A 26,273-nucleotide genomic window follows, 5' to 3' on the forward strand; every position below is an offset into this window, starting at 1 on the left:
TGAACCGGCTCAGCTTCGGCATGAAGTTCGGCCTGATCAGCGTGCTGTTCTTCCTGCCGCTGCTGATCACCAGCTTCTATCTGGTGCGCGATGCCTATCGCCAGTTCAGCGACACCCGGATCGAACTGCAGAGCTTGACGCTGCTGGGTAGCGGACTTCAGATCCGGCGTGGCCTGGAGTCTCTCAACGATCTGTTGCAGATCAATGCGGTCATCGGCCAGTCCGGCAAGGCCGGCGATCTGGAAGCGCGCATCGCGGACGTCCAGAAGGGGCTGCGCGGGCGGCTCGAGGCGCTGGCGCCGCTCAGCGAGGATGGTGCGGCGGTAGCCGAATTCGAGGCCCAGCGCGACCGGTTGCTCAACGGCTTGCAGGCCGTGGAGGCCGAAGGGTCCTTGCAGGGCAAGGGCGCACGGGCGGAGAAGCTGCTCGGTAGCGCACAGGTATTCATCAAGTTGCTTATCGCCCAGGCCGGGCTCAGCCAGGACAGCCAGCGCCAGGTGCGCCAGCTCAGCGAGCTGGTCGGTGCGATAACGCCGGAGGTGACGGCGGCCATCAGCAAGGGGCGCGCCATCGGCGCCTACTCCCTGGGCCAGGGTTTCCTCAATTCGTCCTCCAGCGCGCGGCTCGACGAACTGCTGCTGGAGTTCGAGAAACTGCATGGCGAGTACGGCCTGAAGCTGCAGGAGTCCCTGGCCGGCAGCCCACCGGCGCTCGAGGAGGCCGCCCAGGCCAGTCGCGAGACCCTGAAGAGCCTGGGGCAGTTGTTCGAGGACCGGGTGATCGTGGCCGAGACGCTGGATACCCCGTGGACGCAGTTCTACGATCAGGTCAGCGCGGCGATGGACAAGACCTACCAGCTCGACGACGCCGTTCTCGGCTATCTCGATACCCAGTTGCAAAAGCGCCTGCAACAGGTGCGCACGCAGATGCTGTTGCTAGTCGCCGCGCTGGCCGTGGTTTTTGCAGCGATCCTATACCTCTACGGCGGTTTCTACGTTTCCACCCGCGCCACCCTGAAGGATCTCGGGCGAATGATGGAGCGCGTCGCCGGCGGCGACATGACGGTCAGCTTCCAGGCCCGCAGCCGTGACGAACTGGGCGAGCTGGGACAATCGTTCAACGAATCGGTGGCGAAGATCCACGACCTGATCGAGCGGGTCAGCCAGACCGTCGGCGAGGTCGAGCGGCAGACCCTGCGCGTCGAGTCGGTGTCGGCCGAAAGCAACCAGGCGGTAGCCGGGCAACGCAGCCAGATCGAGCAGGTGGCCACGGCGATGAACCAGATGGCCGCTACCGCCCAGGAAGTGGCACGCAGCGCGGCGATGGCGGTGAGCAGCGCGAACAGCGTGAACCAGGAAACCCTCAGCGGGCGCAGCCTGGTCGAGTCGCAGGTGGGTAGCATCCAGCGCCTGGCCGGCGAGATCGACCAGTCGGTGGCGGCGATCAATCGCCTGGCCAGTGACAGCGCCTCGATCAGCCAGGTGCTGGATGTGATCAAGGGCATCGCCGAACAGACCAACCTGCTGGCGCTCAATGCGGCGATCGAGGCCGCTCGTGCCGGGGAGCAGGGGCGCGGTTTCGCGGTGGTGGCCGACGAGGTGCGCACGCTGGCCAAGCGCACCCAGCAATCCACCGCCGAGATCGAACAGATGATCCTGCGCCTGCAGGGCGGCGTCGATGCGGCGGTGAAGGCGATGGGCAGCAGCCACCATACCGCCGATGGCACGGTCAACGAGTCGGCGCAGGTGCAGCAGGCACTGGAGAATATCCTCGGCGCGGTGGGCATGATCGTCGACCAGAACCAGCAGATCGCCGCCGCCGCCGAGCAACAGACCGCCGTGGCCCACGATATCGACCAGAACATCGTCGAGATCAACCAGGCCGGCGAGCGCACCGCGGAAGGCGCCAGCCAGACCGAACGGGCCAGCCGCGAACTGGGCGCCCAGGTGACCCAGCTGAAACGCCTGATCGGTGCGTTCCGGGTGTAGGCGCAAGGCCTGCGCGGGACGTTTTTCGTCCACCCGATTGAACGCTGGGCGGACGGGGACATCCCACTGTCATGCACATGGGGTAAAGGCTGAGCAGGTCAATCCGGCGGTGCGACAAGCGGAGGCGAAATCGCGGCATTTTTTTATTGATCTCGCGTCCCCTTGGTCCTAAAGTTCGCGCCCGAACGTCCATGCTGGAAACGATCCATCCGGCTCAAGTACTGACGACGAGAGATCGCCTTGTGGCAAGGCGACGTCCGCTGCTCAAGCGGCCAGGTCGTCGCGCGGGACACGCGCGCGACCTACCAGGATGAACAGGCGGTGGCTGCCGGCAGGCAGGTGATACTCGGCGACATGCCTTGGGAAGTAGGCGAACCAAAGTGGGGAAACGGATTAGACGTTCAGCTTCACCCCTACGAATCCATGTGTTTTGCCATTGGGAGTCCCAACCATGTCCATCAAGGTCGAGGATTATTTCGCCCCTGAAACCTTCCAGCGCATGAAGGCCTTCGCCGACAAGCAGGAAACCCCCTTCGTGGTCATCGACAAGCAAACCATCGCCGATGCCTACGACCAACTGACCGACTGCTTCCCCTTCGCCAGGATCTACTACGCGGTGAAGGCCAATCCCGCTACCGAAATCACCGAGCTGCTGCGCGACAAGGGTTCGAACTTCGATATCGCCTCGATCTACGAACTGGACAAGGTGATGAAGACCGGCGTCGGTCCGGAGCGCATCAGCTACGGCAACACCATCAAGAAATCCAAGGACATCCGCTACTTCTACGAGAAGGGCGTGCGCCTGTTCGCCACCGACTCCGAAGCCGACCTGCGCAACATCGCCAAGGCCGCTCCCGGCGCCAAGGTCTACGTGCGTATCCTCACCGAGGGCTCGACTACCGCAGACTGGCCGTTGTCGCGCAAGTTCGGCTGCCAGACCGACATGGCCATGGACCTGCTGATCCTGGCCCGCCAGCTGGGCCTGGAGCCCTACGGCATTTCCTTCCACGTCGGTTCGCAGCAGCGCGACATCTCGGTGTGGGACGCGGCGATCGCCAAGGTCAAGGTGATCTTCGAGCGCCTGAAGGAAGAAGACGGCATCGTCCTGAAGATGATCAACATGGGCGGCGGCTTCCCGGCCAACTACATCACCAAGACCAACGACCTGGAAACCTATGCGGAGGAGATCATCCGCTTCCTCAAGGAGGACTTCGGCGACGACCTGCCGGAAATCATCCTCGAGCCGGGCCGTTCGCTGATCGCCAATGCCGGCATCCTGGTCAGCGAAGTGGTGCTGGTCGCCCGCAAGTCGCGGACCGCCGTGGAGCGCTGGGTCTATGCCGACGTCGGCAAGTTCTCCGGACTGATCGAAACCATGGACGAGTCGATCAAGTTCCCGATCTGGACCGAGAAGCAGGGCGAGATGGAAGAGGTGGTGATCGCCGGCCCGACCTGCGACAGCGCCGACATCATGTACGAGCACTACAAGTATGGCCTGCCGCTGAACCTGGCGAGCGGCGACCGCCTTTACTGGCTGTCTACCGGCGCCTACACCACCAGCTACAGTGCGGTGGAGTTCAACGGCTTCCCGCCGCTGAAGGCGTTCTACCTCTAGCGCAGTCGCCTCTGTTACGAAGAGCCCCGCCTCGGCGGGGCTTTTTCATGTCGCTCTGGAAGCCTCGCGGCGCTCGTGCCAGCCTTGTTCGACAACCCATGACAAGGACGCCGACATGACAGGCAATGGTATTTCCCTGGTGACCCTCGGGGTCGCCGATCTGGCCCGCTCCTCTCTCTACTACCAGGCGCTGGGCTGGCAGCCCTCTTCGGACGGCAACGAGCAGGTGGTATTTCTCAAGGGCCGCAACCTGGTCCTCGGCCTCTACGGACGCAGCGCCCTCGCCGAGGATGCGCAGGTGGAAGATCGTCCGACCGGCTTCGCGGCTATCACCCTGGCCTGCAACTGCGCCTCGCGGGACGAGGTGGACCGTCTGTTCTCCGCAGCTACGGCGGCCGGCGGGCAGGCGACCAAGATGCCGCAGGAAGTGTTCTGGGGTGGCTACTCCGGATATGTCGCCGACCCGGATGGACACCTTTGGGAAATTGCCTACAACCCGTTCTGGCCGTTCGACGAGCAGGGCAACCTGGTCTTGCCCTGAGGGCGCTACGGATGGAAAAACGCCCCGCTCGGCGGGGCGTTTTCTTTGGCGGCGGTCAGCCTTCGTTCGGCTGGCGGGACGGTGCGCGCGGCGTCGTTGGCGCGGGTCGTCCGGCCTGGGCTACCTGCTGCCCGGCGTCGGCCTTGTCCAGCGGCAGCTTGTCGAAGTCGCGCAAGCCATTGTGGGCATAGGGGTTGCCGATCCAGCGGACTTCATGCTGGAAGTCGTTGCTCACCAGGCTCTTGGTCGGATCGAAGAGGTCATAGTTGAGGCCGGCGAGGTCGGACCAGGTATGGATCAGGTCTTCGCTGCTGTAGCGTCGGTCGACCAGGGCCTGCAGGTCGCGTGGGTGGGTCTGCTGCCAGCTGGGCGAAGTCCAGACCAGGAAGGGCACGGTGTACATGCCGCGGGTCGGGTCGCCTTCGTTGCGGCCGAGACGGTCGTGCGGGGCTTCGTCGAAGACTTCCTCGCCATGGTCCGAGAGGTAGACCAGGAAACCGTTCGGATCGCTGTTGGCGAAGCCCTTGATCAGGCTGGAGACCACGTAGTCGTTGTACAGCACGGCGTTGTCGTAGCTGTTGTAGACCTCCACCTGGTCATCGCTGAGAGCCGCCGGGGCGCCCTGACGGTCGACGAAGCGAGCGTAGTCGGCGGGATAGCGGTACTTGTAGTTCATGTGGGTGCCGAGCAGATGGACCACGATGAACTTCTTCGGCGCCGGGTCGTCCAGCACCTTGGCGAAGGGCGCCAGCACCGCGCCGTCCAGCTGGCTGGCGTTCTGGCTGCGCTGGTTGTTCAGGTAGAACTGCGCATCGGTCTGCTGGGCGAAGGTCGTCAGCATGGTGTTGCGCTTGGTCATGGTCTGCTGGTTGGTGATCCAGAAGGTTTTGTAGCCGGCCTGCTTCATCAGGTTCATCAGCGACGGATCGGTGAGGAAGCGGTCGGGATGCTCCTGGTCAGCGAACGTCAGCACCTGCTGCAGCACCTCGATGGTGTATGGCCGCGACGCCACCACGTTGTTGAATACCGTGAGGTTCCGGTTCGCGGCCTTCAGTGCGTCCAACTGCGGGGTCGTTTCGCGTGGATAGCCGTAGAGGCTCATGTGCTTGCGCGACGTGGATTCGCCGATCACCAGGACCAGCGTGCGCGGCGTATCGCCATTGGCATCGACGAGGTTCTTCAGCGGCGGTAGGGCCGCGTTCTTTTGCAACAGCGCCTGCATGCTGCCCAGCTGCTGGCGGTATTGCTGGTAGCCGATCAGCAATTGCCAGGGCACCGCCGGTTCCATGCGCGCCTGGACCTTGTCCAGGGCTTCGTCGAAGGGCCGGCCCTGGCTGACCAGTTGCTTGTAGAACGGATAACCGATGGTCGCGACGATCAGCAGCACCGCCACCGGCAGGGCGCTGAAGCGCGGCAGGTAGACTGGGCGCAGGCGGCGCCAGAGGAGGATGGCGACCAGGCTGTAGAGCACCAGGCCGAGGGTCATCCAGGGGTTGAAGTACTGGCTGAAATATTCGCTGGCCTCGGCGGTGTTCGACTCGAACATCACGAAGATCACGCTTTGCGAGAATTCCTGGTGATAGATGCCGAAATAGCTCAGGCCGACCAGCGAGGCGGCCCACAGCACCAGCCCGATGACGGCGGCCAGCGGCTTGGTCCAGCGCGGGAACAGCAACACCGGCGCAAGCCAGATGGTGCTCAGCACCATGGCGTTGCGGAAACCGGAGAAACCGCTGTTGCCGGAGGTCAGCAGGAGCAGTTGGGTGATACCGGAGAAGAACCAGAAGAACAGGAACAGCCAGCCCAGGCCGGCCCAGTCGATGCGATTGCGAGTAACGCTTGGTGGAGTGGGGGACACGATAGCCTCGTACGATGGACCGGAGGCGCGATCGTCGTTCGCCTCGATGAAACGGCGAGGGTAGGGAAAGGCTTGTCAAAAAAGTGTTATGTGGGCGTGAACAAAGGGTCGTGCGTTGTTCGTCAGGCGGGCAGTCGTGCGTGCCCGTGACGTTCGAGCGCCTGTTCCAGGGCCTCTCGATCGGTGTCGTCGCCCAACTGCGCCGCGCGTCGGTAGTAGGCCAGCGCCAGGCTGCGGAACGGTGGGTGGGCCGACTGCTCCAGGCCATGGCGGGCGCTGCGCAGGAAGTTCAGGTTGCCGCCTTCGAGGGCACGCCGGAGCCAGGTTTCGGCTTCGGCATGGCGGCCCGAGGCGCTGAGCATCGCGGCGTGGCTGAACTGGCCGCGAAAATCGCCACCCTCGGCGGAGCGTCGATACCAGTGCGCAGCTTGCGCCAGGTCGCGAGCGACCACCAGGCCTTCTTCGTGGTAGCGCCCCACCAGGTTCATCGATTTCGCGTGGCCCTGCTCGGCCGCTTGCCGATACAGCGCATAGGCGCGCGGCTGGTCCTGGGGCACCCCGCGGCCGGTAGCGTGAAGATTGGCCAGGTTGTAGCGGGCCCAGTCGAGGCCGGCCTGGGCGGCGATCCGATAGTGGACCGCTGCCGCGGCTGGATCCGCCGGGCCGCCCCAGCCATGTTCCAGGCAGCGAGCGAGCATATTGCGCGCCATTGCGTGGCCGTGCCCGGCGGCGATCGCGAACCAGGTCCGCGCCAGGGTCGGGTCGCGCTGGATGCCTTGGCCGTCCAGAAGGATCTGTCCGAGCAGGGCCTGGGCTTCCGTCAGGCCCTCGCGCGCAGCGCCGAGGATGGCCTGGGCAACCTCGCCCGGGGTACCGGCCAGTTGTGCGGCGAAACCTTCGGCGTCCAGTGCGTCGTGACGGAGCAGCAGGTGGCGCATGGTCAGAGTTCCGACCAGCGCCGCAGGAGATTGTGGTAGGTGCCGGTTAGGCGGATCAGCGAGGGATGGTCGGGCACGTCGTGGGTGAGTCGCTGGATCGACTGGTCCATTTCGAATAGCAGGGTGCGCTGGCTGTCTTCGCGGACCAGGCTCTGGGTCCAGAAGAACGAGGCGTAGCGCGCGCCGCGGGTGACCGGATTGACCTTGTGCAGGCTGGTGCCGGGGTAGAGCACCAGATCGCCGGCGGGCAGCTTCACCTGTTGCAGGCCGTAGGTGTCCTGGATCACCAGTTCGCCGCCGTCATAGTCCTCCGGGTCGCTGAAGAAGAGGGTCGAGGACAGGTCGGTACGGACCCGCTCGCGGCCGCCATGGACGTCGCGCACGGCGTTGTCGATGTGGAAGTCGAACGAGCCCCCGCCGGTATAGCAGTTGAACAGCGGCGGGAAGACCTTGAGCGGCAGGGCGGCGGACATGAACAGGGGATGGTTCCAGAGGCGCTGCAGCATGGCTTCGCCGATCTCCCGGGCCAGCGGGTGGTCCTGCGGCAGTTGCAGGTTGTGCTTGGCCTTGGCCGATTGGTAGCCGGCGGTCGCCTTGCCGTCGGCCCATTCCGCCTGCTCCAGGGCTGCGCGGATCCGGGAGACTTCCTCGGCGGTGAAGATGGCGGGAATATGCAGCAACATGGCGCTGTCCATGAAGGCGAAATGATTGCCAATGATATTGATTTGCGTTGGGCGTGTAAAACCGCGAGAGGTTGTAGACGAGCGAGATGGGAAAAAATGTAATGAGAAAATTGTAAAGAATGTAAATTCCTGTCGAATGCGAATCCGTAATAATTGATAACAATTCTGATCTGCAATAAATTCCGCGACCTTCACAGCTCCCGGGGAGGGGTTTCGAATGTCGCGTCAGTCCACGGATACCGCCGTTTCTTCGCAACGTCTGCTGGCTTCGGCCATCGGTGTCGCCATCACCGCCATCGCCGCACCGCAGGCAGCCCACGCCGACGAGGCCGGGCAGAAAAAGACCGACAAGGACCGCGTACTGTCGCTGGATGCGGCCACCATCGTCGGCGAGCAGCAGGACGAAACCACCTACAACGTCGACCGCTCGGCGTCGAAGAAGTACACCGCGCCGCTGCTGGATACGCCGAAGACCGTGACCGTGATCCCGCAGCAGGTGATCAAGGACACTGGCGCCCTGACCCTGGCCGACGCACTGCGCACCACCCCGGGTATCACCTTCGGCGCGGGCGAGGGCGGCAACCCCGCAGGCGACCGGCCATTCATCCGTGGCTTCAACGCCGAGAGCGATACGTTCCTCGACGGTATGCGCGACGTCGCCTCGCAAACCCGCGAGGTGTTCAACGTCGAGCAGATCGAGGTCAGCAAGGGCCCGGGCTCGGCCTACACCGGCGCCGGCTCCACCGGTGGCAGCCTGAACCTGATCAGCAAGACCGCCAAGCAGGACAACTTCACCGACGCCGGCTTCACCTGGGGCTCAGACCAGACCCGCCGCACTACTCTCGACGTGAACCGGATGATTGGCGACAACGCCGCCTTCCGCCTCAACCTGATGAAGCACGATGCCCACGTCGCAGGGCGCGACGAAGTCAGCGTCAGCCGCTGGGGCGTGGCTCCGACCGTTACCTTCGGCTTCGACACGCCGACCCGCGCCACCCTGTCCTATTACCATCTCAGCACCGATGACATGCCGGACTACGGCCTGCCGCTGACCAACGTCAACCGCAGCAAAGCCAATCCGAGCAAGCCGGCCTCGGTGGATCGCGATAACTTCTATGGCCTGAAGGACCGCGACTACCGCAAGAGCACCACCGACAGCGGCACCTTCCGCATCGAGCATGACCTGAACGACAACCTGACCCTGTCGAATAGCACCCGCCTGGTGCGCACGACGCTCGACTACATCGTCAGCAACCCCGACGACAGCCGTGGCAACGTTGCCAACGGCTACGTCTACCGTTCGGCGAAAAGCCGCAATTCGACCTCGAAGGGCTGGGTCAACCAGACCGACCTGAAGGCCAACTTCGAAACCGGCTTCATCAAGCACACCCTGGTGACCGGCCTGGAGTTCAGCTACGAGGACGTGCACAACCGTCCGTACGCCATTACTTCCGGTGGCGGCGCCGGCAACACCTGCAATGCACGATTGCTCGCCAGTGGCGACTGCACCAGCCTGAATCGCCCGACTCCGGGCGACAACTGGACCGGCAGCATCACCGACGGCCTGGCCTATACCGATACCGACACCAAGACCAGCGCGGCTTATGTGTTCGATACCCTGAAGCTAAGCGAACAATGGGAGCTGAATCTCGGCCTGCGCTACGACGACTTCGATACCAAGTCCAGCGGCTACCAGACGGCTGGCCGCAACGGTCCCGCCGGCTACTTCAAGCGCGAGAACAACAGCCACTTCTGGAACTACCAGACCGGTCTGGTCTACAAACCGGCGCCCAACGGCAGCATCTACCTGGCCTGGTCGACCTCGAGCAACCCCACCGGCGAGACCGGCGGCGAGGGCCAGGCGGACATCAGCGTAGGCAACAACGGGTTGGATCCGGAGCGTAACCGTAACCTCGAACTGGGTACCAAGTGGGCCTTCTTCGACGATGCTCTGTCGCTGAACGCCGCGCTTTTCCGCACCGACAAGACCAATGCCCGGGTCGCTTCGCCGGATGTCTCCACTCTTCAGGTACTGGACGGCGAGCAGCGGGTGCAGGGCGTCGAGCTGGGCTTCAATGGCAAGCTGACCGAGAAGTGGAAGGTCTTCGGCGGCTATACCTACCTCGACAGCGAAATCCGCAAGTCGACGGTGAAGAGCGACGAAGGCAACAAGATGCCGCAGACCGCGCAGAACAACTTCACTCTGTGGACCACCTACGATCTATTGCAGAACTTCACTATCGGCGGTGGTACCACCTATGTGGACAAGCAGTACGGCAACACTGCGAACTCTACCTATATCCCGTCCTACTGGCGCTATGACGCCATGGCCAGCTACAAGGTGAGCAAGAACGTCGACCTGCAACTGAACGTGCAGAACTTGACCGACAAGCGCTACTTCGACCAGGTCTACAGCACGCACATGGCCCACGTCGCTCCGGGCCGCACGGCATTGCTCGGGGTGAACTTCCACTTCTGACAGCCGCTCTCGCTCCCCACGAAAGCCCCATTCCCCCTGCGGGATGGGGCTTTCCCGCATCCAGGTGGGTAAATAGAGCGTAAAGAACGTTAATTCGGCTTTATCGCAACTGATTATCAAATAGAATTGCCCGCCGACGTCCTCGTGTCGTCTGGCCGGCGCTTGGCGTCGGCGTAGTCCCGTTGTTGCCGCGCGGCGGCCGTGAAGGTGATCCTGTGAAGAAAGTCTGGTTCCAGTTGCATTGGTTCTTCGGCATCAGCGCCGGCCTGGTGCTGGCGCTGATGGGCGTCACCGGAGCGACCCTGTCGTTCCAGGACGAACTGATGCGCGCGCTCAACCCTGACGTGCTGGTGGTGCAGAAGCGCCCCGAGGGCGTGCTGCCGCTGGACGAACTGGTGCGCCGTATCGAAGGCGCCGAGCCGGGGCGGAAAGTGGCCTTCGTCTGGGTCGAGATGGACAGCGACAAGGCCGGGCGGATCTTCTACACCCCGCCGCCGGGACAGCGCCGCGGCGAGTCGCGCTGGATCGATCCCTACACCGGGGCTTTCGTCGGCGAGCCGCGCGGCGAGGGTTTCTTCAACCTGATGATGCAACTGCACCGGTTCCTCGCCATGGGCGAGTACGGCAAGCAGGTCACCGCCGCCTGCACCCTGATCCTGATCTTCTTCTGCCTGTCCGGTCTCTACCTGCGCTGGCCGCGCAAGGTCCTCGACTGGCGCGCCTGGCTGACCCTCGACTGGTCGCGCAAGGGCCGCAGTTTCAACTGGGACCTGCATGCCGTGGCCGGCACCTGGTGCCTGGCGCTCTACCTGCTGGCTGCGCTGACCGGCCTGTACTGGTCCTACGAGTGGTACCGCAACGGCCTGTTCAAACTGCTCGACGACGCGCCCGCCGGCCAGCAGGCGCAGCGCGGCAAGCCGGGCGGACGTGGCGAGCGCCCGGCCGATGCGGCTCCGCTGGTGGTCGACTACGCGGCGGTATGGAACAGCATCCGCCAGGCCGGCGGCGACCGCTTGCAGGCCTACAACCTGCGCCTGCCGCCGGCTGGCGGCCAGCCGGCGACAGTGTTCTATCGCCTGACCGACGCGCCGCACGAGCGTGCCTTCAACACCCTGACCCTGGACCCGGCCAACGGCCAGGTGAAAAGCGACCAGCGCTATAGCGACCGTTCTTTCGGCAGCCAGTTGCTGGCCAGCGTCTATGCATTGCACGTAGGCAGCTATTTCGGCATGGCCGGACGCATCCTGATGATGCTCGCCAGCCTGGCGATGCCGCTGTTCTTCATCACCGGCTGGCTGCTCTACCTCGACCGCCGGCGCAAGAAACGCGCGGTACGGGCGAGCCGCGCCGACCTGGGCGGCAGCGCCGGCGCCAGCGGCGAGCCCTGGTTGATCGGCTACGCCAGCCAGAGCGGTTTTGCCGAGCAACTGGCCTGGCAGAGCGCCGGCCAGTTGCAGGCGGCCGGGTTGCCGGTGCGGGTCGAATCGCTGGCGCGCCTGGATGCCGGGCAACTCGCCGAGGCGCGCAAGGCGCTGTTCGTGGTCAGCACCTTCGGCGACGGTGAGGCGCCGGACAGCGCCCGCGGCTTCGAACGCAAGGTGCTTGGCCAGGCCGCCAGCCTCGATGGCCTGAGCTACGCCCTGCTGGCCTTGGGAGATCGCCAGTACGAGCAGTTCTGCGGCTTCGCCCGGCGCATGCAGGGCTGGTTGCAGGGGCAGGGCGCGCGGAGCCTGTTCGCCCCGGTGGAGGTCGATGATGGCGACGCCGCGGCCCTGCGCCAATGGCAGGAAAGCCTGGCCGAGGTGACCGGCGGTGCCGCCCCGGCGGCCTGGGAAGCGCCGGCTTTCGAGGTCTGGTCGCTGGCGCGGCGGGAGTGCCTGAACCCTGGCAGCCAGGGCGAGTCGACCTGGCTGCTGGACCTGCGTGCGCCGGCCGACAGCGCCATCCAATGGCGCGCCGGCGATCTGCTGGAGATCGTTCCGCACCAGGCGCCCGCGCGCATCCGCGAATGGCTGCAGCGGCATCACCTGGACGGCCAGGCGCGGGTGGCGGTCGAGGGCGTCGAGCAGAGCCTGGAGCAGGCCCTGGCCGGGCGCCTGCTGCCGGATTCTTTCGAACACCTGGTCGGCTTGCACCCGCAGGCGCTGCTGGATGCGCTGATTCCGCTTTCCGTGCGCCAGTACTCCATCGCGTCGCTGCAGAGCGATGGCGACCTGCAACTGATCGTACGCCAGGAGCAGCATGCCGACGGCAGCCTGGGCATCTGCTCCGGCTGGCTCACCGAGTACCTGCCGCTCGGCGCCGCGCTGACCCTGCGCCTGCGCCGCAACGCGGGTTTCCACCTGCCGGAGGATGACGTGCCGCTGATTCTCATCGGCAACGGCACCGGGCTCGCCGGCCTGCGCAGCCTGTTGCGCGCCAGCATTGCCGCCGGGCGCAAGCGCAACTGGCTGCTGTTCGGCGAACGCAATTTCGCCCACGACTACTACTGTCGTGCGGAGTTGGAGCAGGCCCTGGCCAGGGGCGAGCTGCAACGCCTGGACCTGGCCTTCTCCCGCGACCAGGCGGAGAAGATCTATGTCCAGGACCGCCTGCATGAAGCGGCGGATGAACTGCGGCGCTGGATCGACGAGGGCGCGGCCTTGTACGTCTGCGGCAGCCTGCAGGGCATGGCCGGCGGTGTCGACCGGGTGCTGCGCGAAGTGCTCGGTGAGGAGGCCTTGCAACGCCTGGCCGACGAAGGACGTTACCGACGCGACGTGTACTGAACGGATGAATGAAAAAGGCTCCCAAGGGAGCCTTTTCGTTGCCAACTGCTGGGACTGCCGGGCTTTGCGGGGTGTAGGGCGAATAACCGCAGAGCGGTTATCCGCCATTTCGGCGAGATATCGGCGGATGACGCCGTTGGCGTCATCCGCCCCACGGAGCTATCGGGGCCTTGCGTCGCCGGGCCTCAGATCCACAGGATGAAAGCCAGTACCAGGGCGAAGAAGCCCCATTTCTGCAGGTAGTAGAGCTTGCGGTTGCGCTTCTTCAAACGTTTGCCCTGCAGGCGGATCTTGTAGAGGCTGTCGAAGATCCGATTGAGTCCGCCGGTCCGGTCGCCTGCGTTGTTCGGGGCGGCCGCGGCAGCCATCACGTTGCGGCTGAACCAGCGGTTGAAGGCGGTGGCCCAGCCCTGGGTCAGCGGCCGCTCGATGTCGCAGAAGAGAATGATGCGGTTGTGTTCGGTGGCGTTTTCCGCGTAGTGGATGAAGGTTTCATCGAACACCACCGCCTCGCCGTCGCGCCAGTGGTAGCGCTCGCCGTCCACCTCGATGAAGCAGGCCGGATCGTTGGGGGTGAACAGTCCCAGGTGGAAGCGCAGCGAGCCGGCGTAGGGATCGCGGTGTCGCACCAGCTTCGAGCCCGGCGGCAGTTCGGCGAACATCGCCGCCTTGACCGAGGGAATCTGCCGCAACAGGGCGGTGGTCTGCGGGCAGAGTTGTCCGGCGGAGGGATGGGCCTCGTCGTACCATTTCAGGTAGAAGCGCTTCCAGCCGCTCTTGAAGAACGAGTTGAAACCGATATCGTCGTACTGTTCGGAACGCTTGATGTTGCCGGCGCCGTGCAGGTGCAGCGCCTCGCTGCGGATGGCTTGCCAGTTGTCGACCAGAACCTGCAGTTCGGGGAAGGTCTGCGGTGCCAGGTAGGGGCGGTTCGGTACCTTCGAGAACAGGTACATCAGGCAGTTGATCGGAGCGAGGAAGCTGGAGTGGTCGCTCAATTGGCGTGACAGCTTGTGGCGTACCCGGCCGCGGAAATGGACATAGAGGATGCTCAGCGCATAGGCCGCCAGGATGAGAACTTTCATGAATGCAAGGTCGTCGGTGCAAAAGAGGAGAATTTACTCCTGTTCTCAGTGCCTGAGTATGCTACCTGACGCTAATTCGCCAGCACTGCGCTCATTTTTCTGTAATCCTGGCCTCGAAAGGAACGCACAATGAACGACACCGGCCGGCGTATCCTGCTCAACTGCGACATGGGCGAAAGCTTTGGCGCCTGGCGCATGGGCGACGATGTCCACAGCATGCCGCTGGTTGACCAGGCCAACCTGGCTTGCGGCTTCCACGCTGGCGACCCGCTCTCCATGCGGCGCGCGGTGGAGCTGGCGGTACGCCATGGCGTGAGCATCGGCGCGCACCCGGCCTATCCCGACCTGAGCGGCTTCGGCCGGCGCTCGCTGGCCTGCTCTGCCGAAGAGGTGCATGCCATGGTGCTGTACCAGATCGGTGCGCTGGACGCTTTCTGCCGTTCCCTCGGTGCCCAGGTGGCCTATGTCAAGCCGCATGGCGCGCTGTACAACGACCTGGTCGGCGACGATGAGCTGCTGCGCGCCGTGCTCGACGCCTGCGCCGCCTATCGCAAGGGCCTACCGCTGATGGTGCTGGCCCTGGCCGACAACGGCCGCGAGCTGGAACTGGCCGACGAGGCCGACGTGCCGCTGCTGTTCGAGGCCTTCGCCGATCGCGCCTACCTGCCGGACGGCCGGCTGGCGCCGCGGCGGCTTGGCGGCGCGGTGCATCACGATCCGCAGCGGATCATCGAACAGGCCCTGGCCATCGCCCGCGGCGAAGCCTTCCCCGACTACGACGGCAACCCGCTGCGCCTGACCGCCGACAGTCTTTGCGTGCATGGCGACAACCCGCAGTCGCTGGCGGTCCTCCGGCGCCTGCGCGCGGCCCTGGACAGCCTGTGATCCGCATCGAACCCGCTGGTGCCGAAGCCCTGCTGCTGACGCTCGCCGAAGAGCCCGAAGTGGACCTGTCTGTGCGCCTGGCCGAGCTGGCCAGACGTCTGCGCGAGGGGCTCGGCGAAGGCGTCAGGGATCTGGTGCCGGGCTGGACCACCCTGATGCTGCATTACGACCCCTACCGCATCGCCCCGCAGGTACTGGAAGAACGCCTGGGTCCGCTGCTGGCGGAGTGGCACGCCTGGCGCCCCGCCGAGGATGCCGGGCGCCTGCACGAGATTCCCGTCTGGTACGCCGGCGAGGACCTCGCGACGGTAGCGGTTGCCTGCGGATTGACTGGCGAAGGGGTGATCGAACTGCACAGCGCGGCCGAATACCGGGTCGGTGCGATCGGTTTCGCTCCGGGATTCGCCTACCTCGGCGGCCTCGATCCGCGCCTGGTCCTGCCGCGGCGGGCCACCCCGCGGGCGCGTGTACCGGCCGGCAGCCTGGCCATTGCCGAGGCGCAGACGGCGATCTATCCGCAGGTCTCGCCCGGCGGCTGGCACCTGCTGGGACGCAGTCCGTGGCGTCCGTTCGATCCGGCCGCCACTCCTCCGTGCCCACTGGCGCTGGGCGACCGGGTGCGCTTCGTCGCCATCGGGCGCGAGGCTTTCCTCGACCTGGGCGGGCGCGAATGAATGGTTTGTGGGTCGTCAAGGCGGGTCCGCAGAGCCTGCTGCAGGACGACGGCCGGCGCGGCTGGCAGCACCTCGGCGTATCCGCGGGCGGCCCTCTGGACCGCCAGGCGGCAGCCTGGGCCAATCGTCTGCTCGGTAATCCCTGGGGGACGCCATTGCTGGAAATCGCTTTCGGCGGCTTGGCGCTGGAGTGCAGGGTGGAGGCGACCTGGCTGGCGTTGACCGGAGCGCGCCTGGCGCTGACGGTGGACGGTCGCGAATGCCTGCCCTGGAGTCGCTTCCGGGTCCGCCGCGGGCAACGCATCGAACTGGGCTTCGCCGAGGCCGGGCAGCGTGCCTACCTGGCCTGCGCCGGCGGTTTCCGGGCGAGGCCGGTACTGGGCAGCGTCGCCTGCCAGGTTCGCGACGGGCTCGGCGGTTTACAGGGCGATGGCCGGATCCTGGCGGAGGGCGATTGCCTGCCGTGTGCCGAAGCGGGAGCGGCGTGTCCGTGGGATGCCAGCGTGCCCTGGCGTTTCCAGCCGGACTACCGGCAGCAGCGGCCCTTGCGCGTGCTGCTCGGCGGCGATGCGGCGGCCTTCGACGCAGCCAGCCGGCAAGCCTTCTTCGCCAGCGCCTGGCGAATCAGCCCGCGGTCCGATCGCATGGGCGTCCGCCTGGCCGGCAAGCCACTGCGCGGGGCGCCGCGCGCCTGGTCGCAGGGCGTGGTGGAGGGCGCTATCCAGGTTCCGCCCGATGGCCAACCCATCGTGCTGATGGCCGACCGCCAGAGCATGGGCGGCTATCCGCTGCTGGGCTTCGTCCATCCACTGGACCTCTCGCGCCTGGCGCAAAGCCCCGCGCATAGCGAGGTAACCTTCGTCGAGAGCGACCTGGCGACGCAGCAGGCCGATCTGCTGTGCTTCTACCGCTTCTTCCGCGGCTGAGCGCTCAGCCGGCCAGGTGGCCGAGCGGCAGCGGCGAGGGCGCCTTGACCGTCTTGATCGCAAAGTTGCTGCGAATGTCGCTGACCCCGGGCAGGCGCAGCAGGGTTTCGCTGAGCAGGCGTTCGTAGGCGCGCAGGTCGGGGACCACCACTTGCAGGAGGAAGTCCGACTCGCCGGAGACGAGGTGCACCGAGATCACCTCCGGGAGGTCGACCACCGCACGGTGGAAGGCCTCGGCCTGCTCCTGGCGGTGGCGTTCCACCTTGATCCCGACGAACACCGTGAGGCCGAGGCCGACCTCGTCGCGGTCGATGCTGGCCTGGTAGCCGCGAATCACCCCGGCCTCTTCCAGCAGGCGCACGCGGCGCAGGCAGGGGGACGGGGAGAGGCCGATCTCCTCGGCCAGTTGGACGTTGCTCAGGCGGCCGTCGCGCTGGAGGGCGGCGAGGATGCGGTGGTCATAGGCGTCGAGTTTCATCTTGGCATATCCGGATGGATAGTCTCCAGAGAGTAGAATTTACTGCCAAATAGAATGGATAGGCTGGTGGAAAACGCAAGCACCTGCCCTGCCTTGCGGGCATAGAATCGTTATCCGGGTCACCTTCCTGGAGCCGATACGATGGACACGAGCGCTTTCCTGATTGCCCTGGCGGTGGTTTACCTGGTCCCCGGACCGGACATGCTCCTGCTGTTCCAGACCGGCGCCCGCCAGGGCCGTCGCGCGGCGCTGGTCACCGCCCTCGGCCTGGCGCTGGCTCGGGCCTGCCATGTGCTGATGGCCGCGACCGGGCTGGCGCTGCTGTTCCGTACCGCTCCCTGGACCTTCGACCTGGTGCGCTTGCTCGGCGCCGCCTACCTCGCCTGGCTTGGCCTGCAGATGCTGCGCGGTGGCGGACTGGCCTTGCCGACCAGCGACACGGGCTCCGCGCCGCTAGTCCCCCACGCCGACCGCCGGGCCTTGCTGCGCGGACTCCTGACCAACCTGCTGAACCCCAAGGCCCTGCTGTTCTGTTCGGTGCTGCTGCCGCAGTTCGTCAGCCCCGAGGCCGGTTCGCTGGCCGTCCAGTTCGCCGCGCTCGGTGCGGTCCTGGTTCTGGTTGGCCTGGCCTTCGACTGCGCCTACGCCCTGGTCGGTGGCCGCCTGGGCCGCTGGCTGGCGTCCCGGCCGCGGGCACAGCGCCTGCAGCAGTGGGGCTTCGGTGGGTTGTTGATAGGGTTCGGGGTAAGGCTGGCGCTGCTGCGCCAGCTCTGAAGGGCTGCGGGGCGGCGAGCGCCCCGTGGCGCTCAGCCGAGGAACTGCTCGGCGTGGTGACAGGCCACCTGGCGCTGGTCGAGCAGGCGCAGCTCGGGCACCTCGCTGCGGCAGCGCTCGGTGGCGTAGGGGCAGCGCTTGTGGAAGGCGCAACCCTCCGGCGGGTGCAGCGGGTTCGGCAGTTCGCCCTGGATGCGGATCTTCGGCTTCGTCGGGTCCGGGTGGATCGCCGGGGTCGCCGAGAGCAGCGCGCGGGTATAGGGATGCAGCGGGTTCTCGTAGAGCTTGTCCGCCGGCCCCATCTCCGCCGGTCGGCCGAGGTACATCACCAGGACGTCGTCGGCGACGTGGCGGACCACCGCCAGGTTGTGCGAGATGAACACGTAGGCGGTGCGGAACTGCTGCTGCAGGTCCATGAACAGGTTCAGTACCTGGGCCTGGATCGACACGTCGAGGGCCGAGGTCGGCTCGTCCGCCACCAGCACCTTGGGTTGCAGCATCATCGCCCGGGCCAGGGCGATGCGCTGGCGCTGGCCGCCGGAGAACATGTGCGGGTAGCGCTGGTAGTGCTCCGGCCGCAGGCCGACCTGGCGCATCATCTGCTGGACCTTTTCGCGGCGTTCCTCGCGCGACAGCGCGGTGTTGATCAGCAGCGGCTCGGCCAACTGGTCGCCGATCTTCTGTCGCGGATTGAGCGAGGCGTAGGGGTTCTGGAAGACCATCTGCACGTCGCGGCGCAACTGCCGGCGCTGGTCCTTGCTGGCGCCCTTGACCTCCTGCCCGGCGATTTTCAGCGAGCCGGAGGTGGGCTCCTCGATCAGGGTCAGGGCGCGCGCCAGGGTCGACTTGCCGCAGCCGGACTCGCCGACCACGGCGAGGGTCTTGCCGGCTTCCAGTTCGAACGATACGCCGTTCAGCGCGCGCACCTGGGCATGGCCCTTGAACAGGCCGCGGGAGACTTCGTAGTGACGGGTCAGATCACGGGCGGTCAGAACGGTTTCCATCAGGCCACCTCGTTCAGCAGGTTCAACGGATAGAAGCAGCGCACCGCGCCGCGCTCGTGCGCTTCCAGGGCCGGCCGCTCCTGGCGGCAATGCTCCTGGGCATAGGGGCAGCGTGGCGACAGCAGGCAACCGCGCGGGCGGTCGTAGCGCCCCGGAACGATGCCGGGCAGGGTGGCCAGGCGGGCTTCGCCGGCACAGTGCTCGGGGATCGCCTTGATCAGCGCCTCGGTGTAGGGATGGGTCGGGCGGTCGAACAGCGCCGGCACGCCGCCGATCTCCACCGCTTCGCCGGCGTACATCACGCAGACGCGCTGGGCGGTCTCGGCGACCACGGCGAGATCGTGGGTGATCAGGATCAGCGCCATGTCCTGGACGCGCTGCAGGTTCAGCAGCAGCTCCATGATCTGCGCCTGGATGGTCACGTCGAGGGCGGTGGTCGGCTCGTCGGCGATCAGCAGCTTGGGCTCGGCAGCGATGGCCATGGCGATCGCCACGCGCTGGCTCATGCCGCCGGAGAGCTGGTGCGGGTAGGCGTCGAGACGGCTGGCGGCGGCCGGGATCTCGACCCGTTCGAGCAGTTCCAGGGCGCGCTGGCGCAGGGCCTTGCCGCGCAGGCCGAGATGCAGGCGGAGAACCTCCTCGATCTGGTAGCCGACGGTGTAGCTGGGGTTGAGGGCGGTCATCGGGTCCTGGAAGACCATCGCCATGTCCTTGCCGACGATGCGCCGGCGCTGGCGGCCCTTGAGGGTGAGCATGTCGTGGCCGTCGAAGCGCAGGTGATCGGCGGACACCCAGCCGGGGGCGTCGATCAGGCCCATCAGGGCCATCATGGTCACCGACTTGCCGGAGCCGGACTCGCCGACGATGGCCAGCACCTCGCCCTTGTCGACGTTCAGGTCGAGGCCGTCGACCACGGGCACGGCGGTGGTGTCGCCGAAGCGCACGCTGAGGTTCTTGATATCGAGGAGGCTCATGCGGCGGTCTCCTGTGGCGCGGATACGGGTGCGCTGTTCATGGTTGTGCTCCTCATGCCGCGTTCTTCAGTTTCGGATCGAGGGCGTCGCGCAGGCCGTCGCCCATCAGGTTGATCGCCAGTACGCTGAGCAGGATGGTCAGGCCGGGCAGGCTGACCACCCACCAGGCGCGCTCGATGTAGTCGCGGGCGGAGGCGAGCATGGTGCCCCACTCGGGGGTCGGCGGTTGCACGCCGAGGCCGAGGAAGCCGAGGGCGGCGGCGTCGAGGATCGCCGAAGAGAAGCTCAGGGTGGCCTGGACGATCAGCGGCGCCATGCAGTTCGGCAGCACGCAGACGAACATCAGTCGCAGGGTGCCGGCGCCGGCCAGGCGCGAGGCGGTGACGTAGTCGCGGTTTAGCTCGGTCATCACCGCGGCGCGGGTCAGGCGTACGTAGGCCGGCAGCGAGACGATGGCGATGGCGATCACGGTGTTGATCAGGCCCGGGCCGAGGATCGCCACGATGGCCACCGCCAGCAGCAGCGACGGCAGCGCCAGCATGATGTCCATCAGGCGCATGATCAGCGGCCCGGCACGGTTCGGCGAGAAGCCGGCGAGCAGGCCGAGGAGGATGCCGGGGATCAGCGAGATCACCACCGAGGACAGGCCGATCAGCAGCGACAGGCGGGCGCCGTGGATCAGCCGCGAGAGCAGGTCGCGGCCCAGCTCGTCGGTGCCGAGCAGGAAGCGCGCCTGGCCGCCTTCCAGCCAGGATGGAGGGGTCAGCAGGAAGTCGCGGAACTGCTCGCTCGGATCGTAGGGGGCGACCCAGGGGGCGAACAGCGCGCAGAACACGATCAGCAGCATGAACAGCAGGCCGCCGAGGGCGCCCTTGTTGTGCGCGAAGGCCTGCCAGAATTCCTTCAGCGGGGACGGGTAGACCAGGCTCGGGTCGCTGGCGGGAGCGTTGTGCATGGCGTTCATCGGCTGGCTCCTCAGCGTTGGTGGCGAATGCGCGGGTTGGCCAGGCCGTAGAGGATGTCCACGACGAAATTGACCAGGATGACCAGGGTGGCGACCAGCAGGATGCCGTTCTGCACCACCGGGTAGTCGCGACGGCTGATGGCGTCGATCAGCCACTTGCCGATGCCCGGCCAGGAGAAGATGGTTTCGGTCAGCACCGCGCCGGCGAGCAGCGTGCCGACCTGCAGGCCGAATACCGTCAGCACCGGAATCAGCGCGTTGCGCAGGGCGTGCACGAAGACCACCCGGGCCGGCGACAGGCCCTTGGCGCGGGCGGTGCGCACATAGTCTTCGCGCAGCACCTCGAGCATCGCCGAGCGGGTCATGCGGGCGATCACCGCCAGCGGGATGGTGCCCAGCACGATGGCCGGCAGGATCAGGTGGCGCACGGCATCGAGGAACGAGCCCTGTTCGTCGGAAAGCAGGGTGTCGATCAGCATGAAGCCGGTCTTCGGCTCGATGTCGTAGAGCAGGTCGAGACGGCCGGACACCGGCGTCCAGCCCAGCGACACGGAGAACAGCATGATCAGGATCAGGCCCCACCAGAAGATCGGCATCGAATAGCCGGCGAGGGACACCGTCATCACCCCGTGGTCGAACAACGAACCGCGTTTCAGGGCGGCGATCACCCCGGCCAGCAGGCCGAAGGTGCCGGCGAAGAGCATGGCGGCCAGGGACAGTTCCAGGGTCGCCGGGAACAGGGTGAGGAATTCGTGCCAGACGCCTTCACGGGTGGTCAGCGATTCGCCGAGATTGCCCTGTGCCAGGTTGCCCACGTAGTCCAGGTACTGCTGGTACAACGGCTTGTCCAGGCCCAGGCGGTGTAGGGCCTCGGCATGCATCTGCGGATCGACGCGACGTTCGCCCATCATCACTTCCACCGGGTCGCCGGGAATCAGGCGGATCAGCGCGAAGGTGAGCAGCGTCACGCCGAAGAAGGTGGGGATCAGCAACCCCAATCGTCGTGCAATGAAACTAAGCATGTTGGCGGGTAACTCCTCATCGCGGACCGTGCGCCCCGCTGGCGGCAGGGCTGTGGTCCTTGTTCTTCTAGGGCTTCACCGAGGTGGTGGCGAAGTTGTTGTTGCTCAACGGATTGATCACGTAGCCCTGCACCGTGTTCCGCCGGACGTTGAACAGCTTCGGGTAGGCCAGCGGTATCCATGGGGCCTGTTCGTGGAATACCACCTGGGCCTGCTCGTACAGTGTCGCCCGCTCGGCCGGATCGCTCACCTCGCGGGCCTTGCGCATCAGCGCCTCGAAGTCCTTGTCGCACCAGCGCGCCTGGTTTTCACCCGACTCGGCGGCGGCGCAGCTCAGGTTCGGGCTGAGGAAGTTGTCCGGGTCGCCGTTGTCGCCGGCCCAGCCAAGCAGCGACAGGTCGTGCTCGCCGGCCTTCGAACGCTTGAGCAGCTCGCCCCATTCCAGGGAACGGATGGTCAGTTGGATGCCGGCCTTGGCCAGGTCTGCTTGCAGCATCTGTGCCGCCAGGGCGGGGTTGGGGATGGTAGGCGAGGTGCCGTTGCGAATGAACAGGGTGATCCTGAGATTTTCCGCACCGGCTTCCTTGAGCAGCGCCCTGGCGCGTTCGGGATCGTGCGGCCAGTCCTGGATCGAATGGTTGTAGCCGAGCAGGGTCGGGGGATAGGGACCGACCGCCGGACTGGCCGCGCCGGGGCCGAACACCGCGTCGAGCATGGCCTTCTTGTCCAGAGCGAGGTTGATCGCCTGGCGCACGCGCGGGTCGTCGAGCGGCTTGTGCTGGGTGTTGATGGCAATGTAGGTGGTCAGCAGGGCATCGATCTCGTCCACCGCCAGGTTCGGGTCCTGCTTCAGGCGCGGCACGTCCTCCGGTTTCGGGTACAGCGAGACCTGGCACTCGCCGGCACGGACCTTCTGCATGCGCACGTTGGGATCGAGGGTAATGGCGAACACCAGGTTGTCGATCGGCGGCTTGCCGGCGTAGTAGTCCGGGTTCGCCGTGTAGCGGACCTGGGCGTCCTTGGCGTAGCGCTTGAAGACGAACGGCCCGGTTCCGATCGGCTGGTTGTTCAGCTGGCCCAGCTTGCCGGCGGCGAGCAACTGGTCGCCGTACTCGGCGGAATAGATGGACGCGAAGGGCATCGCCATATCGCGCAGGAACGGCGCTTCGGGACGGTTGAGGACGAAGCGCACGGTGAGCTCGTCGACCTTTTCCACCGACTTGATCAGCTCGCCCATGCCCATCGCGTCGAAGTAGGCGTAGCCGCGCAGCGCCGAGGCATGCCAGGGATGCTTCGGATCGAGGGCGCGCTGGAAGGTCCACAGCACATCATCGGCATTCAGGCTCCGGGTCGGCTTGAAGTAGTCGGTGGTATGGAATTTCACGCCGGGGCGCAGGTGGAAGGTATAGCTCAGTCCGTCGGCGCTGACGTCCCAGCGCTCGGCCAGCCCCGGGATCACCTCGGTGGTGCCGGGGCGGAAGGCGAGCAGGCGGCTGAACACGGTTTCCGCGGAGGCGTCGGCGGTCACCGCGCCGGTGTACTGGACGATGTCGAAGCCTTCCGGGCTGGCCTCGGTGCAGACCACCAGGTTCTTCGCCTGGGCCGCGCCGGCGGCGCATAGCGCCAGGGCCAGGGGCAGGTGTCGGAGCAACGGATGGAGCATGGGGTCCTCCTCGTGGGCCCCGTCGCCGGGGCCGCCGGTTGTCGCAGGTTTACAGCAGGTTGAAGGGGAAGGTGCTGACCAGGCGCAGTTCGTTGACGCTGCCGTCGACCTGGTTCTGGCTGGCCTTGTGCATCATGTAGGTGAGCTTGAAGGTGCTGTCCTTGATCGGCCCGTTCTGCACCTTGTAGGCCGCCATCAGGCCCAGCTCGTGGTGCTTCTCGCCGTCCTGGGCGCGCACCTCGGCGTAGTTGCCGTAGGCACCGTTGCGATCGCCGTCGTAGTGGGTGCCGTCGATGTCCCAGCCCTTCACGTACCACACGCCGGTGCTCAGGCCGGGGACCCCGTAGTAGCTCCAGTCGGTCTCGTAGCGGATCTGCGCGGACTTCTCGTTGGGGCTGTTGTAGTCGGCCAGCATCGAGTTGGCCAGGAAGATCGCCGAGGTTTCGTGCACGTAGTCGAAGTATTCGTTGCCGTCGACCTGCTGGTAGGCCAGGGTCAGGGCGTGGGCGCGATGGCCGAGGGTGAAGGCCAGGCTCCAGGTGTCGTTGTCGATGTAGCCGGCCTCGCGCGCGCCGGTGTCGCCGGTGTGGTAGCCGTTGAAGGCGGTGCGCAGGGCGATGCCGTTCTCGAGGTCGCCGATGTCGTGGGTCACGCCCAGGTAGTACTGGTTCCAGACGTCCTGGAAATGCGAGCCATAGAGGGAGATATCCAGCCCGTCGAGCGGCTTGTAGTTGCCGCCCAGGTAGTTCAGGCGGTCGCCCTTGACCTGGCGGGTGCCGTACTCGGTGGTCATGTCCTCGTCGCCGGAACCGGTTCGCGGGCTGACCTTGCGGAAGCTGCCGGCCTGCAGGCTGAGGTTGTCCAGCTCCTCGCTGGTCACGGCGAAGCCGGTGAAGCTGGAGGGCAGGGCACGGTTGTCGATATAGCTGAACACCGGAGTGTTGACCAGGAAGCGACCGGCCTTGAATTCGGTGTTCGAGGCGCGCAGGCGGATATTGGCAACGCCCAGCTTGGACCATTCGCCGATCGCCTCGCCATCGCTGTTCGCCAGGGTCCGGTTGCCGCCGCCGCCGATGCGGCCCTTGCCGCGCTCCAGGGCGATCTCGTTGAAGGCTGCGACGTCGAAGCCGAAGCCGATGCTGCCCTGGGTGTAGCCCGAGCTGTACTTGAGCACCGTGCCCTGGACCCAGGCGTTGCGCTGGTGGATGCGCTGGGAGCCGCCGCCGGCCTTGGGAATGCGGAAGGTGAAGCTGTCCTTCATGTTTTCCCGCGAGTAGAAGTTGCGGGTGGTCAGGGTCAGGCTCTGCCCCTCGAACAGCCCGCTGGCGCCGGCCTGGCCCTTGATCGGTTTCTCCACGCTGGGGATGCTCTGCACCTGGGCGGCGTAGCTGGGATTGTCCGGGGTCGGCGGGGTTTCCTGCTCGTCCGCCGCCCAGCCTGGCGCGGCCGATGCCATCAAGGCCAGTCCCAGCGTCGCGCCGGTCACTCGTTGGTATCTCATCACCTGATTGCTCCCTTTATTGTTGTCATGGCACCTGTTTTACCCACCAGGTTTGCGCCGGTTTCGCCCGCGCCTGGGCGCGGCGGTCGAATACGGCGAGGCGAGCGCTCCTGGCGGAACGCGCACAGCGCCGTTCTGGAACACGGGCAGGAAAAGCAAAGAAATGAAGTACGGGTCGTGCCGTTCTTCTGCGCCCCGGTCGTTTCACGACCGGGGCGGCGTCGGCATCAGGGCTGGTTGGTTACGCCATAGAAGGCGTTCCGCGAGAAGGGGCTGATCTTGAAGTCATGCACCGACTTGTTCATCGGCTGGTACACGGTGGAGTGGGCGATCGGGGTGATCGGCACTTGTTCCTTGAGGATGTGCTGGGCCTGCTTGTACAGCTCGCTGCGCTTGTCCTGGTCGGAGACCCGCTTGGCAGCCTTGACCAGCTTGTCGTAGGCCGCGTCGCACCATTTCGATACGTTGTTGCCGTTGATCGAGTCGCAGCCGTAGAGGGTCGCCAGCCAGTTGTCCGGATCGCCGTTGTCGCCGGTCCAGCCGAACAGCATGGCGTCATGCTCGCCGGCATGGGCGCGCTTGATGTACTCGCCCCACTCGTAGCTGACGATCCTGGCCTTGATGCCGATCTTCGCCCAGTCGGCCTGGATCATCTCCGCCATCAGCTTGGCGTTGGGGTTGTAGGGACGCTGCACCGGCATCGCCCACAGGGTGATCTCGGTGCCCTCGGCGACGCCGGCCTTCTTCAGCAGTTCCCGGGCCTTGGCCGGATCGAACGGGGCGTCCTTGATGGTTTCGTCATAGGACCACTGGGTCGGCGGCATGCCGTTCACCGCCAGTTGCCCGGCACCCTGGTAGACAGCGTCGATGATGGCCTGCTTGTTCACCGCCATGTCCAGCGCCTGGCGTACTTCGAGCTGGTCGAACGGCTTGTGGGTAACGTTGTAGGCGATGTAGCCGAGGTTGAAGCCTGGCTGCGAGGGCACCTTCAGGTTCGCCGCTTCCTGCAGGGCCTTGAGATCGGCGGGGCGTGGGTTGAGGGTGATCTGGCACTCGCCGGCCTTGAGCTTCTGCGCGCGCACCGCGGCGTCGGTGTTGATCGAGAAGATCAGGTTGTCGATCTTCACGTCTTCGGGTTTCCAGTAGTCCTTGTTGCCCTTGAAGCGGATCTGCGCATCCTTCTGGTAGCGGCTCAGGATGAAAGGCCCGGTGCCGATCGGCTTCTGGTTGATCTGCTGTGGCTTGCCGGCCTCGAGCAACTGCCCTGCGTACTCGGCGGACTGGATCGAGGCGACGTCCATCGCCAGGTTCTGGATGAAGGCCGCGTCGACCTCGTTGAGGGTGAATTTCACCGTGTGCTCGTCGAGCTTCTCGATCCTGGCGATGTTCTTGTCCAGGCCCATGTCGGTGAAGTAGGGAAACTCGGTGGGGTAGGCCTTGCGGAACGGATGAT

The 26,273-nt window shown here is 65.8% G+C and carries 21 protein-coding genes and 1 pseudogene; 10 read left to right on the forward strand and 12 right to left on the reverse strand.

Going from position 1 to position 26,273, the window contains the following annotated elements; genetic code table 11:
* Positions 1–926: 926 nt before the first annotated feature.
* The 4 genes and pseudogenes from HMPREF2914_RS33190 to HMPREF2914_RS18865 all read left to right on the forward strand — a co-directional run.
* A pseudogene (locus HMPREF2914_RS33190) lies at positions 927–1,130 on the forward strand (HAMP domain-containing protein); the annotation flags it as partial.
* Between the two features lie 153 nt (positions 1,131–1,283).
* The gene (locus HMPREF2914_RS33195; protein WP_369700337.1) at positions 1,284–1,988 is read left to right on the forward strand and encodes a methyl-accepting chemotaxis protein; all 705 of its coding nucleotides are present in this window, start codon (positions 1,284–1,286) and stop codon (positions 1,986–1,988) included.
* A gap of 451 nt (positions 1,989–2,439) precedes the next feature.
* Positions 2,440–3,603, forward strand: a complete 1,164-nt coding sequence (locus HMPREF2914_RS18860; RefSeq protein WP_003094617.1) for a type III PLP-dependent enzyme — start codon at positions 2,440–2,442, stop codon at positions 3,601–3,603.
* A gap of 115 nt (positions 3,604–3,718) precedes the next feature.
* On the forward strand, positions 3,719–4,144 hold the full coding sequence (locus tag HMPREF2914_RS18865) for a VOC family protein (RefSeq protein ID WP_003110340.1): 426 nt from the start codon (positions 3,719–3,721) through the stop codon (positions 4,142–4,144).
* Positions 4,145–4,199: 55 nt separating this feature from the next.
* Here HMPREF2914_RS18865 and HMPREF2914_RS18870 read toward each other — a convergent pair whose 3' ends face one another.
* The 3 genes from HMPREF2914_RS18870 to HMPREF2914_RS18880 all read right to left on the reverse strand — a co-directional run bounded on the left by HMPREF2914_RS18870 (position 4,200) and on the right by HMPREF2914_RS18880 (position 7,623).
* Positions 4,200–6,002, reverse strand: coding sequence for a phosphoethanolamine transferase CptA (locus HMPREF2914_RS18870; RefSeq protein WP_003104902.1), 1,803 nt, complete (start codon positions 6,000–6,002; stop codon positions 4,200–4,202).
* Between the two features lie 122 nt (positions 6,003–6,124).
* Entirely contained in the window at positions 6,125–6,940 is an 816-nt protein-coding gene (locus HMPREF2914_RS18875; RefSeq protein ID WP_003110339.1) for a tetratricopeptide repeat protein, read from the reverse strand.
* Between the two features lie 2 nt (positions 6,941–6,942).
* A complete protein-coding gene (locus HMPREF2914_RS18880) occupies positions 6,943–7,623 on the reverse strand; it encodes a Fe2+-dependent dioxygenase (protein ID WP_003110338.1) in 681 nt (226 codons plus the stop codon).
* Positions 7,624–7,840: 217 nt separating this feature from the next.
* Here HMPREF2914_RS18880 and piuA point away from each other — a divergent pair, with 217 nt between their 5' ends.
* Positions 7,841–10,102 carry a TonB-dependent siderophore receptor PiuA gene (gene piuA, locus HMPREF2914_RS18885; protein WP_003116241.1) on the forward strand — a complete coding sequence of 754 codons (2,262 nt, stop codon included), beginning with the start codon at positions 7,841–7,843 and terminating at the stop codon, positions 10,100–10,102.
* Positions 10,103–10,317: 215 nt separating this feature from the next.
* A complete protein-coding gene (locus HMPREF2914_RS18890) occupies positions 10,318–12,870 on the forward strand; it encodes a PepSY domain-containing protein (RefSeq protein ID WP_023092867.1) in 2,553 nt (850 codons plus the stop codon).
* A gap of 185 nt (positions 12,871–13,055) precedes the next feature.
* On the opposite strand, the gene lpxO is transcribed toward HMPREF2914_RS18890, so the two are convergent.
* Positions 13,056–13,955: a lipid A hydroxylase LpxO gene (lpxO, locus tag HMPREF2914_RS18895; protein ID WP_003134871.1), complete on the reverse strand. Its 900-nt coding sequence runs from the start codon at positions 13,953–13,955 to the stop codon at positions 13,056–13,058.
* Between the two features lie 129 nt (positions 13,956–14,084).
* Between lpxO and HMPREF2914_RS18900 the strand changes: the two genes are divergently transcribed.
* From HMPREF2914_RS18900 to HMPREF2914_RS18910, 3 genes are read left to right on the forward strand one after another with little or no spacing between them, the layout of a single operon-like run.
* Positions 14,085–14,840, forward strand: a complete 756-nt coding sequence (locus HMPREF2914_RS18900) for a 5-oxoprolinase subunit PxpA (protein WP_023092866.1) — start codon at positions 14,085–14,087, stop codon at positions 14,838–14,840.
* On the forward strand, positions 14,837–15,514 hold the full coding sequence (gene pxpB, locus HMPREF2914_RS18905; RefSeq protein WP_023092865.1) for a 5-oxoprolinase subunit PxpB: 678 nt from the start codon (positions 14,837–14,839) through the stop codon (positions 15,512–15,514). The genes HMPREF2914_RS18900 and pxpB overlap by 4 nt, the downstream gene beginning before the upstream one ends.
* Positions 15,511–16,440, forward strand: coding sequence for a 5-oxoprolinase subunit C family protein (locus HMPREF2914_RS18910; protein ID WP_023092864.1), 930 nt, complete (start codon positions 15,511–15,513; stop codon positions 16,438–16,440). Before pxpB ends, HMPREF2914_RS18910 begins: the two co-directional genes overlap by 4 nt.
* A 4-nt stretch (positions 16,441–16,444) precedes the next feature.
* Here HMPREF2914_RS18910 and HMPREF2914_RS18915 read toward each other — a convergent pair whose 3' ends face one another.
* The gene (locus tag HMPREF2914_RS18915; RefSeq protein ID WP_003094456.1) at positions 16,445–16,918 is read right to left on the reverse strand and encodes an Lrp/AsnC family transcriptional regulator; all 474 of its coding nucleotides are present in this window, start codon (positions 16,916–16,918) and stop codon (positions 16,445–16,447) included.
* 141 nt (positions 16,919–17,059) lie between these two features.
* Here HMPREF2914_RS18915 and HMPREF2914_RS18920 point away from each other — a divergent pair, with 141 nt between their 5' ends.
* Positions 17,060–17,692 carry a LysE family translocator gene (locus HMPREF2914_RS18920; protein WP_003134855.1) on the forward strand — a complete coding sequence of 211 codons (633 nt, stop codon included), beginning with the start codon at positions 17,060–17,062 and terminating at the stop codon, positions 17,690–17,692.
* 32 nt (positions 17,693–17,724) lie between these two features.
* On the opposite strand, the gene HMPREF2914_RS18925 is transcribed toward HMPREF2914_RS18920, so the two are convergent.
* The 7 genes from HMPREF2914_RS18925 to HMPREF2914_RS18955 form a co-directional block, all read right to left on the reverse strand.
* A complete protein-coding gene (locus HMPREF2914_RS18925) occupies positions 17,725–18,696 on the reverse strand; it encodes a peptide ABC transporter ATP-binding protein (RefSeq protein WP_003110330.1) in 972 nt (323 codons plus the stop codon).
* Positions 18,696–19,670, reverse strand: coding sequence for an ABC transporter ATP-binding protein (locus HMPREF2914_RS18930; RefSeq protein ID WP_023092863.1), 975 nt, complete (start codon positions 19,668–19,670; stop codon positions 18,696–18,698). Before HMPREF2914_RS18930 ends, HMPREF2914_RS18925 begins: the two co-directional genes overlap by 1 nt.
* 52 nt (positions 19,671–19,722) lie before the next feature.
* A complete protein-coding gene (locus HMPREF2914_RS18935) occupies positions 19,723–20,634 on the reverse strand; it encodes an ABC transporter permease subunit (protein ID WP_003105451.1) in 912 nt (303 codons plus the stop codon).
* An 11-nt stretch (positions 20,635–20,645) separates the two neighbouring features.
* Positions 20,646–21,656 carry an ABC transporter permease subunit gene (locus tag HMPREF2914_RS18940; RefSeq protein ID WP_003105448.1) on the reverse strand — a complete coding sequence of 337 codons (1,011 nt, stop codon included), beginning with the start codon at positions 21,654–21,656 and terminating at the stop codon, positions 20,646–20,648.
* A gap of 67 nt (positions 21,657–21,723) precedes the next feature.
* On the reverse strand, positions 21,724–23,319 hold the full coding sequence (locus HMPREF2914_RS18945; RefSeq protein ID WP_023092862.1) for an ABC transporter substrate-binding protein: 1,596 nt from the start codon (positions 23,317–23,319) through the stop codon (positions 21,724–21,726).
* Positions 23,320–23,368: 49 nt separating this feature from the next.
* On the reverse strand, positions 23,369–24,823 hold the full coding sequence (locus HMPREF2914_RS18950) for an OprD family outer membrane porin (RefSeq protein ID WP_073668208.1): 1,455 nt from the start codon (positions 24,821–24,823) through the stop codon (positions 23,369–23,371).
* 224 nt (positions 24,824–25,047) lie between these two features.
* Positions 25,048–26,273, reverse strand: a 1,226-nt coding sequence (locus tag HMPREF2914_RS18955) for an ABC transporter substrate-binding protein (RefSeq protein ID WP_070702840.1), incomplete at its 5' end; no start/stop codon positions are given.

This window comes from Pseudomonas sp. HMSC067G02, assembly GCF_001813485.1.
GTDB lineage: Bacteria > Pseudomonadota > Gammaproteobacteria > Pseudomonadales > Pseudomonadaceae > Pseudomonas > Pseudomonas aeruginosa.